The sequence below is a fragment of the Variovorax sp. 01N429 genome (assembly GCF_056399425.1).
Map to the genome: position 1 here is coordinate 484,749 of NZ_JBFTRG010000002.1, position 12,226 is coordinate 496,974.

Below are 12,226 nucleotides of genomic sequence, written 5' to 3' on the forward strand. Positions count from 1 at the left end.
CGCCCCCGAGCCGACGCAGGTCTTCACGGTGCGCCGCACGCATGGCGATGGCGCGCCCACTCTCGACGACCTCGCGCCGCGCACGGTGAGAGGCTTCAATCGCTGGAACGCCGGCGGCACCGCAGCGCCGGTGGCCGACATCGAGCGCCAGCCGGCTGCGCCTCCGAAAACCGCCGCACCGCAGATCTTCGACTTTCCCGTCGCTGCCAGCAGCGTGCGCGCCGCGTACGTCGCCGGAACCTTCGACACCAAGGGTCGAGAGCTGCTCTTCCTGCGGCAATGCCTGGAGCGGCTCGGTCTGCGGGTCGTCACCGTCGATCTGTCGACCTCGGGCAAGACCTCGCCTGCCAACGTGCATCCGCGCGAAGTGGCGCGCCACCATCCCAATGGCGAATCGGCCGTCTTCAGCGGCGACCGCGGCAACGCGACCGCTGCAATGGCGCTCGCCTTCGAAGCCTTCGTGCAAGGGCGGCGCGATCTGGGTGGAATCATCTCAGCAGGCGGCTCCGGCGGCACTTCGATGGCAACGCAAGGCATGCGCGCGCTGCCCATCGGCGTGCCGAAGATGATGGTGTCGACCATGGCGAGCGGCGACACGCGCCCCTATGTCGGCCCGAGCGACATCTGCATGATGTATTCGGTCACCGATGTACAGGGAATCAACCGGATCAGCGAACGCGTTCTTGCCAACGCCGCGAACGCGCTGGCCGGCATGATCGCTCACCCGCCCGTTGTCTCCAATGACGGAAAGCCGGCGGTCGGACTCACCATGTTCGGCGTCACCACGCCTTGCGTTCAGATGCTGACGAAGCGGCTGGAAGACAGCCACGACTGCCTCGTCTTCCATGCGACAGGGGTGGGAGGCCAGTCGATGGAGAAGCTCGCCGACTCCGGTTTGCTGGCCGGCGTCATCGATGTCACCACCACCGAGATCGCCGACGAGATTGCGGGAGGCGTGCTCTCCGCCGGCCCCACGCGCATGGACGTGTTCGCGCGCCATGCCCTCCCCTACGTGGGCTCGTGCGGCGCGCTCGATATGGTGAACTTCGGCGCCTGGGACAGCGTGCCCGAGCGCTTTCGCGCCCGCAAGCTCTATCGGCACAACACCACGGTGACCCTGATGCGCACCACACCCGACGAATGCCGCGCCATGGGCGAATTCATCGCCGCCAAGCTCAACGCGATGCGCGGGCCGGTGCGCTTTCTCATTCCGGAAGGCGGCGTGTCCGCCATCGACCGGCCCGGCCAGCCGTTTCATGATCCCGAAGCAGACCGCGCGCTGTTCGCCGCCATCGAGCAGGGGTTCCGGCCCGGCGGGAACCGCAAGCTCATGCGGCTGCCGCTGCACATCAACGACGAAGCCTTTGCGGATGCGCTGGCTGCCGCGTGGCACGAGGTATCGCGCCCGACCACCAGCGCCCTTCGCGCCTGAACCCAGGAGCAGCCCAGCCCTATGCCACGCATCGATCGCTCCACGCTCCTGCAACGCCTGCGCGCCAAGATGGCGGCCGACCGGCCCATCATCGGCGGCGGCGCCGGCACGGGCCTTTCGGCCAAGTGCGAGGAAGCCGGCGGCATCGACCTGATCGTGATCTACAACTCGGGTCGCTACCGCATGGCGGGGCGCGGCTCGCTCGCTGGCCTGCTCGCTTATGGCAATGCCAACGAGATCGTCTGCGAGATGGCGCGCGAAGTGCTCCCCGTCGTGAAGCACACGCCGGTGCTTGCGGGTGTCAACGGCACCGATCCGTTCATGATTCCGGACGAGTTCCTGCGGCGGTTGATCGCGCTCGGATTCTCCGGCATCCAGAACTTTCCAACGGTGGGCCTCATCGACGGCACCTTTCGCGCGAATCTCGAAGAGACGGGCATGGGCTACGGATTGGAAGTCGAACTGGTCGAACGCGCCCGCAAGCTCGATCTCTTGACGACGCCCTATGTCTTCAGCGAGAACGATGCGCGCGCCATGGCAAGGGCCGGCGCCGACATCGTGGTCTGCCACATGGGACTGACCACCGGCGGCGCGATCGGCGCCGAAACGGCGCTGACGCTCGACGGCTGCGTAGAGCACATCAACCAATGGGCGGCTGCGGCGAAGAAGATCAAGCCCGATGCCATCGTGCTGTGTCACGGCGGCCCGATCGCCACCCCGAACGACGCGCGCTATGTGCTCTCGCGCTGTCCCGAATGCCACGGCTTCTACGGCGCCAGCTCGATGGAGCGGCTGCCTGCGGAAACGGCGCTCACCGAGACGACGCGCCGCTTCGTCCAGATCACACGCGACACGCAATAAGAGGAGACGACGTCCATGTCAGGTTCTCAATTCGGCAACTTCATCCTTGGTCTCATCGTGGTCGCGATCATCGTCGCGCTCGCGGTCTGGCTGCTGCACTGGCTTTACCTCCGCAGTTCGAAGGAACGGGCCTTCGTGCGCACGGGCCTTGGCGGCCAGAAGGTGGTGCTCGACGGCGGCGCCTTCGTGCTGCCCATCGTGCATGACGTGATCCCCGTCAACATGAACACGCTGCGGCTCGAAGTCAGCCGCGGGCGCGACAAGGCGCTCATCACCAAGGACCGCATGCGCGTCGACGTGATTGCCGAGTTCTACGTGCGCGTGGCAGCCAAGGCTGAAGCCGTCGCCGCCGCTGCGCAGACGCTCGGCCTGCGCACCATGGAGCCGGATCAGCTCAAGGAACTGGTGGAAGGCAAGTTCGTCGATGCGCTGCGCACTGCGGCGGCAGAGATGACGATGGAAGAACTGCACGAAAAGCGCGGCGCTTATGTGAAGCGGGTGCGCGAATCGGTGGCCGAGGACCTGACCAAGAACGGACTCGAACTCGAAGCCGCATCGCTCACGCAACTCGATCAGACCGGCATGGAATTCTTCAACCCGAGCAATGCCTTCGACGCCGAAGGTTTGACACGGCTGACAGAACAGATCGAGCACCGCAAGAAGCAACGCAACGACGTCGAGCAGGACACGCTCATCGCGATCCGCAACAAGAACCTCGAAGCCGAGAAGCTCTCGCTGGAGATCGATCGCGAAGGCGAGCATGCCCGCCTGGCCCAGCAGCGGGAAGTGGAAATCGCCCGCGCACGGCAGCGCGCGGAGTTGACCGCCGAGCGCGCCCATCGCGAGCAGGATGCCGAAAGCGCACAGATCACCGCCAAGCAGAGCATCGATACGGCGCGCATCCGCTCCGAACAGACCATCGAGCAGGAACGCATCGGCAAGGAGCGCGCGATCCAGAGTGCCGAGATCGAGCGCCGCTTGTCGCTTGAACTCGCCGAGCAACAGCGTGCGATCGCCATCGCCCGCGAGAGCAAGGCGCAGAGCGAGGCCCAGGCCGAGGCCGAAACGGCGCGCGCCCAGGCCGTCTCTGCCGAAGAAAAGGTGTTTACCGCACGCGAGGTCGAGATGGCCGAACGCAAGAAGGCGATCGACCTGATCGGCGCCGCACAGGTCGCCCAGCGCGACGCCCTGCGCCTCACCACTGCCGCGCAGGCCGAGAAGGATGCAAGCGCCGACCGGGGTGCGGCAGTGCGCGCGCAAGCCGAAGCCGACGCCGACGCCGAGAAAATCAAGTCGATGGCGATGCGTGTCCGCGCAGAGATCGAAGCGGAGGCGATGCGCATGATGAACGAAGCCCACAACATGCTGTCGCCCGAAGCACGCATGTCGGCACTGCGCATGAAGCTGGTGGAGAAGGCCGAGGCCATCATTCGCGAGTCGGTGAAGCCGATGGAGCGCATCGAGGGCATCAAGATCCTGCACGTGGACGGCCTCGGCGGCTCGTCGGGCGGCGGCGAGCGCAACGGCGACGGCGGCGGCTTCGCGGACGGGCTGGTCAATTCGGCATTGCGATTCCGGGCACAGGCGCCACTGGTCGATCAGTTGCTGCGCGAAATCGGCATTCAAGGCGGCGACATCCAGCGTCTCGTCAGCGAGGTCAGCGGCGCACAGACGGCGTTGCCATCGGGGGCTCCCCAGGAAAGGGAATAGCGCATGGTGCAGGTCTACGTCTCGAGCGTCATCGACGCCAGCGCGGACAATGTGTGGTCCCGCATCCGCGATTTCAACGGCCTGCCGCTCTGGCACCCCGGCATCGCCGACAGCCGCATCGAGAACAGCCAGCCGGCCGATCGAGTCGGCTGCATCCGCCACATTCACACCCGCGATGGCGGTGCGATCCGCGAGCGATTGCTGGCGCTGTCCGATTACGAGTACAGCTGCACCTACGAAATCCTCGAAAGCCCGATGGGCGTGTCGAACTACATCTCGACGCTCAAGCTCACGCCGGTGACTGACGGTGCGCGCTGCTTTGCCGAATGGAGCGTCGAATTCGATTGCGACGAAGGCCGCGAGCGCGACCTGACCGAGACCATCGGCGGCGGCGTGTTCCAGGGTGGCTTCGACGCGCTCAAGCGCCACTTCGGATCGAGCCGCTGACATGCTCCAGCGCGTGGTTCGATCGACCGTCATCGATGCGCCCATCGAGCGCGTGTGGGCCGTGCTGCGCGACTTCAACAGCCATGCGCAATGGCACGACGTCGTCGAAGCGAGCCGCATCGAAGCGCAGGAGCGCGGCGATCAGGTCGGCTGTGTGCGCAGCTTCACGTTGCGCGACGGCCATCGAATCCGCGAACAATTGCTGACGCTGTCGGACACCGAGCACAAGAGCACCTACTGCATCGTCGAAGCAACCGTGCCGCTGCAGCGCTACGTTTCCACACTCACCCTCAAGCGCGTGACGGACGGCAACCGCACCTTCTGGCACTGGACGTCGACCTTCTCGACGCCACCGGGCAGGGAGCGCGAATTGCGCGACATGGTTGCCCAGGACGTGTACGAAGCAGGCTTCGAGAACCTGCGTCGGCATCTGCGGCGCGGCGGCGATTTGCGACCTGCCGGCAGCGCGGCGATGCCGACCGCCCTGCCCCTCCCCACGCGCCGCGTCGCCGTCGAGCGCTATGGCGGACCCGAAGTGATGCACACGCAAGCCAGCGAAGTGGAAGCGCCTCGCGCGGGCGAGATTCGCATTCAGCAGCGCGCTGTCGGCGTGAACTATCTCGATGTGTATCTGCGTCGGGGCTGGGTGCCGGGACTGATGCCGGTTTCGCCGCAAGCGCCCGGCGTGCCGGGTATGGAAGCCGCGGGCAGTGTGCTCGACGTCGGTCCTCAGGTGACAGGCTTTCTCCCTGGCGATCGTGTCGCCTACCTCGGTCCGACGCCCGGTGCCTATTGCGGCGTGCGCTGCGTCCCTGCCGATTGGGTGGTGCGGTTGCCCGCAGCCGTGGAAGACGAGACCGCCGCCGCCGTGCTTCTGAAAGGCATCACGGCAGACTACCTGCTTCACGACCTCGGCCACGTGCAACGCGGCACACGTCTGCTGGTACATGCGGCTGCCGGCGGCGTCGGATTGCTCGTGTGCGCATGGGCGCGCCGTCTTGGCGCCACTGTATTGGGCACCGTGTCCACCGAAGAAAAAGCCCGCATCGCACGCGAGTACGGCTGCGATCACGTCATCGTGACGCGCGACTACCGCTTCGCTGACGCCGTGCAGCGCGCCTGCGGAGGCGCCGACGTCGTGATCGACGGTCTGGGCGATGCCGCGCGCGAAGAAAACCTCGCCGCCCTCGCAAGGCGCGGCCACTGGATAAGCCTCGGCCAGGCGAGCGGGCCTTTGTCCCCCCTGCCGCCCGACGCGCTCGTCGCCAAGTCGCTGAGCTTTTCACGTCCGGTGGTGTTCGACTACGTGGCCACCAACGACCAACTTGCGCAGCGCGCGCAACGCGTCTGGAGCGCGCTGGCAGACGGCACGATCAAACTGCCGCCCATCCAACGCTTCGGCCTCGATGCTGCGGCCGATGCTCATGCGCGCCTTGAATCGCGCGGCACCATCGGCGCCCTCGTGCTGCTGCCTTGAATCTCGAATCCACTCTGCCAGGAGAAAGCAATGATCGTCGGAATGAACCACTTCACCGTCATCGCGGAAGACCCGAAAGCCACCTTGGATTTCTACACCGGCCTGCTGGGCCTCAAGGTTGGCCAACGGCCCGATCTCGGCTTTGACGGCGCATGGCTGTACGGCGAAGCGCCCCAAGCGGTGCTGCACCTGTACTTCGATCGCAAACCGCCGGAACAGCGCGCAGGCGTGATCGACCACATGGCCTTCACCGCGCGCGGCCTCAAGGAAGTCAAAGCCCGCTTCGACCAGAGCGGCACCAAGTACGAACTGCGCCAAATACCCGGCGCGGGCACCTGGCAGTTGTTCTGCCACGATCCCAACGGCGCAAAGGTCGAGCTGGATTTCGCCCCGTCCGAGTCGCTCTAGCGCCTCAAGCCCTTGGGCCCTTGGGCCCTAAGCCGTCAGGTCGGCCGCCGCGAGACAACCATCTTCGGCGAGAAGCGCTGCAGCACGTCGCCGTGCTGGTTCTTCGTTTCGCAGCGCATCAGCACCATCCCCCGCTCGGGCCGCGAGCGCGACGGAATCACTTCCATCACTTCGCTCTCGACCCGCAGCACGTCACCCGGCCGCGTCGGCTTCGGCCACTGAAGCTCGCCCCCCGATCCGATCACGCCATCGGCCAGCGGAATCCCGCTCGTGACCAGCAACCGCATCGTGATCGCCGCCGTGTGCCACCCACTCGCCGCCAGTCCCTGAAAAAAAGTGTTCTTGGCAGCCTCAGCATCCAGATGAAAAGGCTGCGGATCAAACCGCGCAGCAAATTCAATGATCTGCGCCTCATCCAGCGCATGCTCGTCGCTGACAAAGCGATCCCCCACCTTCAAATCTTCGAGATAAAGATTCCGCGTAGCAGGCGTCAATTGAGCCATGGTGTGTTCCTCCATCGTGGACCCGCGCATTGTCCACTCGTCCCCCGGCCTGCGCAGCCAGCCCCCTCAGTGGAACACCGTGGAACCGGCTTCGCCGGGCCACCGGTGTTGCCCCCGGTCAGGGGGWAGGMGAAGCGACACGAAGTGCGCGCAGCCTGGGGGCGAGCAACAGGAACACCGTGGAACCGGCTTCGCCGGGCCACCGGTGTTGCCCCCGGTCAGGGGGTAGGCGAAGCGACACGAAGTGCGCGCAGCCTGGGGGCGAGCAACAGGCTAATCTGATTTGATCCCCGCCGACCGCACGATGCGCCCGTTGCTCTCGTACTCGCTCGCGATCTCGTTCTCGAAATCTTCCACCCGGCCGCCGGTCGGCACGTTGTCTGTCGCAAGCAGCTTCGCGCGCAGATCGGGGTTGTTCAGCGCCTTGTTGATCTCGACGTTGTATTTTTCAATGAGGATGGACGGCGTGCCGCCCGGCGCAAACACGCCAAAGAGCGACGACATGTTGGCAGCGGGATAGCCCAGCTCGGCCAGCGTCGGCACCTTGGGTAGTTTGTCCAGGCGCGCTGGCGCAGCGACGGCCAGCGGACGCAGCCTGCCCGCCTGGATCTGCGCGGAAACGGTTGCGCCCGCATTGGTCGACAGGATCTCGAACTGCCCGCCGATCGCATCGTTGAGCTGTTGCCCGCCGCCTTTGTACGGAATGTGCGTGACGTCGATCCTGGCCGCCGAACGAAGTTGTTCAAGCACGACGTGCCCCAGCGAAGCTTGCCCCGATGTGGCCCATCGAATCGCGCCCGGCCGGGCACGCGCGTCATCCAGCAAGGTGCGAAAGTCGCGCGTGCCGGTGGCCGTCGTCGCGAGGAGCAGCACGGGTGAATACATCACGCTCGCGACGGGGGCGATGTCCTTCATCGGGTCGAAAGGCGACTTGCCCAGGTGCGGGTTGAGCACCAACGGACTGATTGCCGAAAAGCCCAACGTTGCGCCGTCGGGTGGCGCTTTCGCAACCGCATCCATGCCGATCGTGCCACTCGCGCCGGCCTTGTTCTCGACGACGAAGGTCACGCCAAGCTGCGCTGCAAGCTTGTCGGCCAAGGCGCGCGCGACGACATCGCTGACCCCGCCCGCCGGATAAGCGACCACCATCCGCACCGTCTTCGGCACGACCTGGGCCTGCGCCGCCACGGCAATCAACGAAAGACCCAGCGCGGCCACAACGGCGCGCCGGCAAGAACTCAAAAGCATCGATTCAACTCCTCGGTCATGCGATTTTCCGGCAATCGGCGAAGCGATTCAGCCGCGCGGATGGTGTTTGGCATGCAGTTGCTTCAAGCGTTCCCGCGCGACGTGCGTATAGATGGTGGTGGTGGAGATGTCGGCGTGGCCGAGCAGCATCTGCACCGCACGCAGATCCGCACCATGGTTGAGCAAGTGCGTCGCAAAGGCATGGCGCAGGGTATGCGGAGACAACGGCACGTGGATGTCCGCCGCCAAGGCTGTCTTCTTCACGATGACCCAGAACATCATCCGGGTCATGCCAGCCCCTCGGTGGGTCACGAAAAGATCGGAAGTCTGCTGGCCATCGAGGATGACGGGACGCGACTCCTGCAAATAACGCTCGATCCAGCGCCTGGCCTCGCCGCCGAAAGGCACCAGGCGCTCCTTGCTGCCCTTGCCTAGCACGCGCAGCACGCCGTCGTTCAGGCTCATCTCAAACACCTTGAGCGCTACGAGTTCGCTCACGCGTAGCCCGCTTGCGTACATCAGTTCCAGCATGGCGCGGTCGCGCAGACCAAGGGGTGTGTCGACGTCCGGCGTGGCCAGCAGGTCGTCGACTTGCTTTTCAGACAAGGTCTTGATGGCGCGCGGCATCTGCCGGGCCGGCGCGAGGCGCAAGGTGGGATCCGCCGCGATGCGCTGCTCGCGCAGCGCCCACCGGTAATAGCGCTTGAACACCGTGAGGCGCCGGTTGGCCGAGGTCGCCTTGCCGTTGTCCGAGAGGCGCGCGCCCATGTAGGCCTGTAGGTCGTTCTCCAGTGCGGCACCCAGTGGCTTGCCGCGCTCGGCCTCCAACCAGTTCGCAAAGAGCTCGAGATCGAGGCGATAAGCCGCCAGCGTGTTCTTGGAGAGTCCGTCTTCGAGCCACAAGGCGTCGATGAAGTCGTCGATTTCAGGCGTTTCGATGGCCGTGGTCATGCGGTGCAAGATAACAAAAGACGGGCGCCCAAAACAAAAAAGGCTCCGAAGGAGCCTTTTTACCGTTGCCGGTGCGCTGCAGGGTGCTGCAGCAGTGTGTGCTTAGTAGCCGCCGCGACCACCGCCGCCGTAGCCGCCGCCACCGCCGCTGCGGTTGCCACCACCACCACCACCGCCGTAACCACCGCCGCCGCCGCCGCCGTAGCCGCCGCCACCGCTGCGACCGCCGCCGCCGAAGCCGCCGGGCGAGCGTGGCTCCATCGGACGGGCTTCATTGACGGTGAGGTTGCGACCGCCGAGCGCTTGCTCGTGGAGGCCTTCAATAGCTGCAAGCGCCTCGGCGTCCGAACCCATTTCGACGAAGCCGAAGCCCTTGGAACGGCCGGTGTCGCGCTCCATCATGACCTTGGCGCTGGCGACAGTGCCGTATTGGCTGAAAGCCTGCTCGAGGTCGTTGTCACGGATGGAGTAAGCGAGGTTGCCTACGTAAAGTTTCTTGCCCATGGAGGGACTCCTAAATCAAACCAAAAACACAAAGCGATGGAGTCCCTATATCACAACAAACTAAACAGGCGCTGTGGCGCGAAACTGACCGATCACCGGTTCACGTGCGGGCTGTAAAGCTCGCGACGCGCGGCTATTGTCGTCGACTCCGGACCTTTTGGGGGAAATGTCTTGTTTAATTGCAACAGTTTGAACATCAAGCCGGCTCGGCAAGGGTTTTGAGTCCCAGCCAGGCAGCCGCGATGACCGCATTGACCGACACACTCAGGGCGCTGGGCACATAAAACAGTGCCGATATCGCGGGGGCGCCCAACAGGATCTCGACGATTCCACCCAAGCCGAAAAACAACACGGCGCACCACAGCCACCGCCGCATATAGATGAGAAGCCAGTGCGCCTGCGACCGGTTGTGCCGCATGGCTGCGGATCGTTCGAAGACATTGCCCAGCGTAACGTCGACGAAAAGCCACTCGAAGAAGAAGTAGCGATACACGAGAGTGCGAAAGGTCAACTCATGCACGATCCATCTCCTTTGGCTGGCGGCGCTTCATCCTTCGACGATTCTTGGGAGGGCCCTTGTCGAGAGGGCCCTTGTCATTCTCTGGTGAATCTCAAGCGGTCGGCTGTAGGTCGCCGCGTCGTCAGGGCGTCGTGTCGCCGCCCTGCCTCCGCGGCTCCTCCTCAGTCGAGCTGCAGCTTCTGCTTGACGACCACGTCCTTGTAGACGGCGAACTCCGCCTTGATCTGCTCGGCGAACTGCTCGGGCGTGTTGGCCACGACGAGCGAGCCGGTGTCTTCGATGCGCTTGCGAACAGCCGGATCTTCGACCGACTTCTTGACGCCCGCGTTGACCTTGTCGACCACGTCCTTTGGCAGGCCCTTCGGACCGAGGATGCCGTAATAGGCCATGCGGTTCACGGGCTCCAGGCCCACTTCCTTGAAGGTGGGCACATTCGGGAGTTCCTTCAGCCGCTGCGGTGCCGACACCACGATCGGCACCAGCCTGCCGGCCTTGATGAAGGGCAGCGTCGACGGGATGTTGTCGAACATGATCGCCACCTGTCCGGCCACGACATCGTTCAGCGCCGGCCCCGCGCCGCGATAGGGAATGTGCGTGACGTAGGTGTTGGTGAGGCTCTTGTAGAGCTCCATCAGCAGATGCCCGATGCCGCCGGTGCCTGACGAGGCGTACGAATACTTGCCCGGGTTCTTCTTCAGTTCGGCGACAAACTCTGCGTAGTTCTTCGCAGGGAAGCTCGGGTTCACCGCGATGATGTTCGGCGTGGCCGCGATGTTGACGATCGGCGTGAAGTCGTTGATCGGGTCGTAGGGCGTCTTCGGATTGATGGCCGGATTGGCCGCCGTGCTCGACACCGTTGCCACGCCGAGCTTGTACCCATCAGGCGCGGACCGCGCGGTTTCGGCCGCGCCCACGATGCCGCCGCCGCCCGCGCGGTTGATGACGACCACGCTCTGGCCAAGGGCCTTGCTCAGCGGTTCCGAAATCACGCGCGCCACGATGTCGGTCGTGCCTCCGGGTGCAAACGGGACCTGCAGTTCGATCGGCTTGTTCGGATAGCTTTGCGCCCAGCTGGATGTTGCGAACGCGGCAAGCGCGGCGGCGCCGGCGATCGCATTCCATTGACGACGGTTCATTGATTGGCCTCCTTGAGCCAGTAAACGAAAGCCGCCATGCTACCGGCTCGGTCATCGCGCCGCTTCGTGGATAACCCACAGGCAGCCGCCGTTTATCCTCGACTGGGTGAACTATGCGCAACTGCTCTTCCCCGACTTCTCACTCATCGCATGCGGCTGGTTGCTGTGTCGCTACACGGCGCTCGATCGCCGGGTCTGGGACCACGTCGAAAGCCTGGTGTACTACTTTCTTTTTCCGGTGCTGCTGTTTCATTCGATCATCCGCAGCCCGCTCGATTTCGGCGCCACTTCGAACCTGATCACGGCGGGTGTCGGAGTCGGGCTTTCCGGCATCGCCCTGGCCTATGCATTGCCATTTCTGCCGGTGATCGGGCCGCACATCGACCGACGCGATCACGCGGCGAGTGCGCAGGTGTCCTTTCGCTTCAACTCTTTCATCTGTCTGGCATTGTCTGAACGCTTGGCGGGCCCTGAAGGACTGCTCATGATTGCGGTGCTGATCGGCGTCTGCGTGCCGCTCTTCAATATCGCGGCGGTGTGGCCGATGGCGAGACACGCGCAAAGCGGGTTCCTGCGGCAATTGGCGCGCAACCCGCTGATCATCGCCACCGTTACAGGGCTCATCGCCAACTTGCTCGGGCTGGGCGTGCCGACTTGGTTGACGCCGACGTTGTCGCGCATCGGTGCCGCATCGCTCGCATTGGGATTGATGGCTGCGGGCGCCGGCATGCAGTTCGCGACGCTCGCGCGTGGCAAGGTGCTTGCCTTTTCGGTGCTCGCCATCCGGCACCTGGCGCTGCCGCTGATCGGATGGAGCCTCGCCGTGGTGTTGAAGCTCGATCCTGCGCAGGCCGCAGTGCTGATGACCTTCTCGGCCGTGCCGACCGCCTCGAGCGCCTATGTATTGGCCGCTCGCATGGGCTACAACGGCCCCTACGTCGCGGGACTGGTGACGCTCTCGACCGTGCTGGGCGTGGCGAGCCTGCCTTTCGGGTTGGCACTGATCAGCAAGTAGCGCCCCGTTGACCG

The 12,226-nt window shown here is 64.8% G+C and carries 13 protein-coding genes; 7 read left to right on the forward strand and 6 right to left on the reverse strand.

From position 1 onward, the window contains the following. Positions 1–214: 214 nt before the first annotated feature. From AC1DSF_RS05490 to AC1DSF_RS05515, 6 genes are read left to right on the forward strand one after another with little or no spacing between them, the layout of a single operon-like run. Positions 215–1,432, forward strand: coding sequence for a Tm-1-like ATP-binding domain-containing protein (locus AC1DSF_RS05490; RefSeq protein WP_478123995.1), 1,218 nt, complete (start codon positions 215–217; stop codon positions 1,430–1,432). A 21-nt stretch (positions 1,433–1,453) separates the two neighbouring features. Beyond that, positions 1,454–2,293, forward strand: coding sequence for a phosphoenolpyruvate hydrolase family protein (locus AC1DSF_RS05495; RefSeq protein ID WP_478182434.1), 840 nt, complete (start codon positions 1,454–1,456; stop codon positions 2,291–2,293). 15 nt (positions 2,294–2,308) lie between these two features. Then, positions 2,309–4,003 (forward strand): flotillin family protein, encoded by a 1,695-nt coding sequence (locus tag AC1DSF_RS05500; protein WP_478182435.1) that lies wholly within the window; start codon positions 2,309–2,311, stop codon positions 4,001–4,003. Between the two features lie 3 nt (positions 4,004–4,006). Beyond that, positions 4,007–4,450 carry an SRPBCC family protein gene (locus AC1DSF_RS05505; protein WP_478123849.1) on the forward strand — a complete coding sequence of 148 codons (444 nt, stop codon included), beginning with the start codon at positions 4,007–4,009 and terminating at the stop codon, positions 4,448–4,450. A gap of 1 nt (position 4,451) precedes the next feature. Further along, positions 4,452–5,927, forward strand: coding sequence for an SRPBCC family protein (locus tag AC1DSF_RS05510; RefSeq protein WP_478182436.1), 1,476 nt, complete (start codon positions 4,452–4,454; stop codon positions 5,925–5,927). 30 nt (positions 5,928–5,957) lie between these two features. Next, on the forward strand, positions 5,958–6,335 hold the full coding sequence (locus AC1DSF_RS05515) for a VOC family protein (RefSeq protein ID WP_478182437.1): 378 nt from the start codon (positions 5,958–5,960) through the stop codon (positions 6,333–6,335). 35 nt (positions 6,336–6,370) lie between these two features. Here the strand turns inward: AC1DSF_RS05515 and AC1DSF_RS05520 are convergent, their stop codons facing one another. The 6 genes from AC1DSF_RS05520 to AC1DSF_RS05545 form a co-directional block, all read right to left on the reverse strand. Continuing rightward, positions 6,371–6,838, reverse strand: a complete 468-nt coding sequence (locus tag AC1DSF_RS05520; protein ID WP_478144380.1) for a MaoC family dehydratase — start codon at positions 6,836–6,838, stop codon at positions 6,371–6,373. 273 nt (positions 6,839–7,111) lie between these two features. After that, positions 7,112–8,086 carry a Bug family tripartite tricarboxylate transporter substrate binding protein gene (locus AC1DSF_RS05525; protein WP_478123853.1) on the reverse strand — a complete coding sequence of 325 codons (975 nt, stop codon included), beginning with the start codon at positions 8,084–8,086 and terminating at the stop codon, positions 7,112–7,114. A 48-nt stretch (positions 8,087–8,134) separates the two neighbouring features. Continuing rightward, positions 8,135–9,037, reverse strand: a complete 903-nt coding sequence (xerD, locus tag AC1DSF_RS05530) for a site-specific tyrosine recombinase XerD (protein ID WP_478123854.1) — start codon at positions 9,035–9,037, stop codon at positions 8,135–8,137. 102 nt (positions 9,038–9,139) lie between these two features. Next, positions 9,140–9,541 (reverse strand): RNA recognition motif domain-containing protein, encoded by a 402-nt coding sequence (locus tag AC1DSF_RS05535; RefSeq protein ID WP_478123855.1) that lies wholly within the window; start codon positions 9,539–9,541, stop codon positions 9,140–9,142. 196 nt (positions 9,542–9,737) lie between these two features. Beyond that, positions 9,738–10,061 carry a hypothetical protein gene (locus AC1DSF_RS05540; RefSeq protein ID WP_478123856.1) on the reverse strand — a complete coding sequence of 108 codons (324 nt, stop codon included), beginning with the start codon at positions 10,059–10,061 and terminating at the stop codon, positions 9,738–9,740. A gap of 161 nt (positions 10,062–10,222) precedes the next feature. Further along, on the reverse strand, positions 10,223–11,197 hold the full coding sequence (locus AC1DSF_RS05545) for a tripartite tricarboxylate transporter substrate binding protein BugE (RefSeq protein ID WP_478123857.1): 975 nt from the start codon (positions 11,195–11,197) through the stop codon (positions 10,223–10,225). Between the two features lie 106 nt (positions 11,198–11,303). On the opposite strand from AC1DSF_RS05545, the gene AC1DSF_RS05550 reads away from it, so the two are divergent. Then, on the forward strand, positions 11,304–12,212 hold the full coding sequence (locus tag AC1DSF_RS05550) for an AEC family transporter (protein WP_478123858.1): 909 nt from the start codon (positions 11,304–11,306) through the stop codon (positions 12,210–12,212). Positions 12,213–12,226: the final 14 nt, after the last annotated feature.